This is a genomic window from Streptomyces sp. 4F14, assembly GCF_048159485.1.
Classification (GTDB): domain Bacteria; phylum Actinomycetota; class Actinomycetes; order Streptomycetales; family Streptomycetaceae; genus Streptomyces.
The window spans coordinates 1-374 of the sequence record NZ_JBLRVY010000228.1; the positions used below are offsets into that span (position 1 = coordinate 1).

A 374-nucleotide genomic window follows, 5' to 3' on the forward strand; every position below is an offset into this window, starting at 1 on the left:
GGCCGTTGAGCGCGGCCGGGAAACCGGCGTACACGCTGACGTGGATCAGGACCTCGACGATCTCCTCGCGGGTGCAGCCGACGTTGAGCGCGCCGCCGATGTGGAAGCGGAGCTGCGGCGCGGCGTTGCCCATCGCGGCGAGGGCGGCGACGGTGCCCAACTGGCGCTCGCGGCGGGTGAGTCCGGGGCGGGTCCAGATGTCGCCGAAGCCGAACTCGACGATGTACCGGCCCATGTCGGGGGCGATGTCGGCGAGGCCGTCGATCACGGCGTCGGGGATGCGGGCCTCGCGCTCGATCAGGGCGCCGTCGACCTTCGTCTCGATGAAGTCGCGCAGCTTGGCGAGGAACTCCTCACCGCGCTGCGTGGCCTCG

The 374-nt window shown here is 71.7% G+C and carries 1 protein-coding gene; it reads right to left on the reverse strand.

Features of this window, described 5'->3' with window-relative positions:
• Nucleotides 1-337: carboxymuconolactone decarboxylase family protein (locus tag ACLZOT_RS50455; protein WP_416976053.1), on the reverse strand; the 337-nt coding region annotated here is incomplete at its 3' end.
• Nucleotides 338-374: the final 37 nt, after the last annotated feature.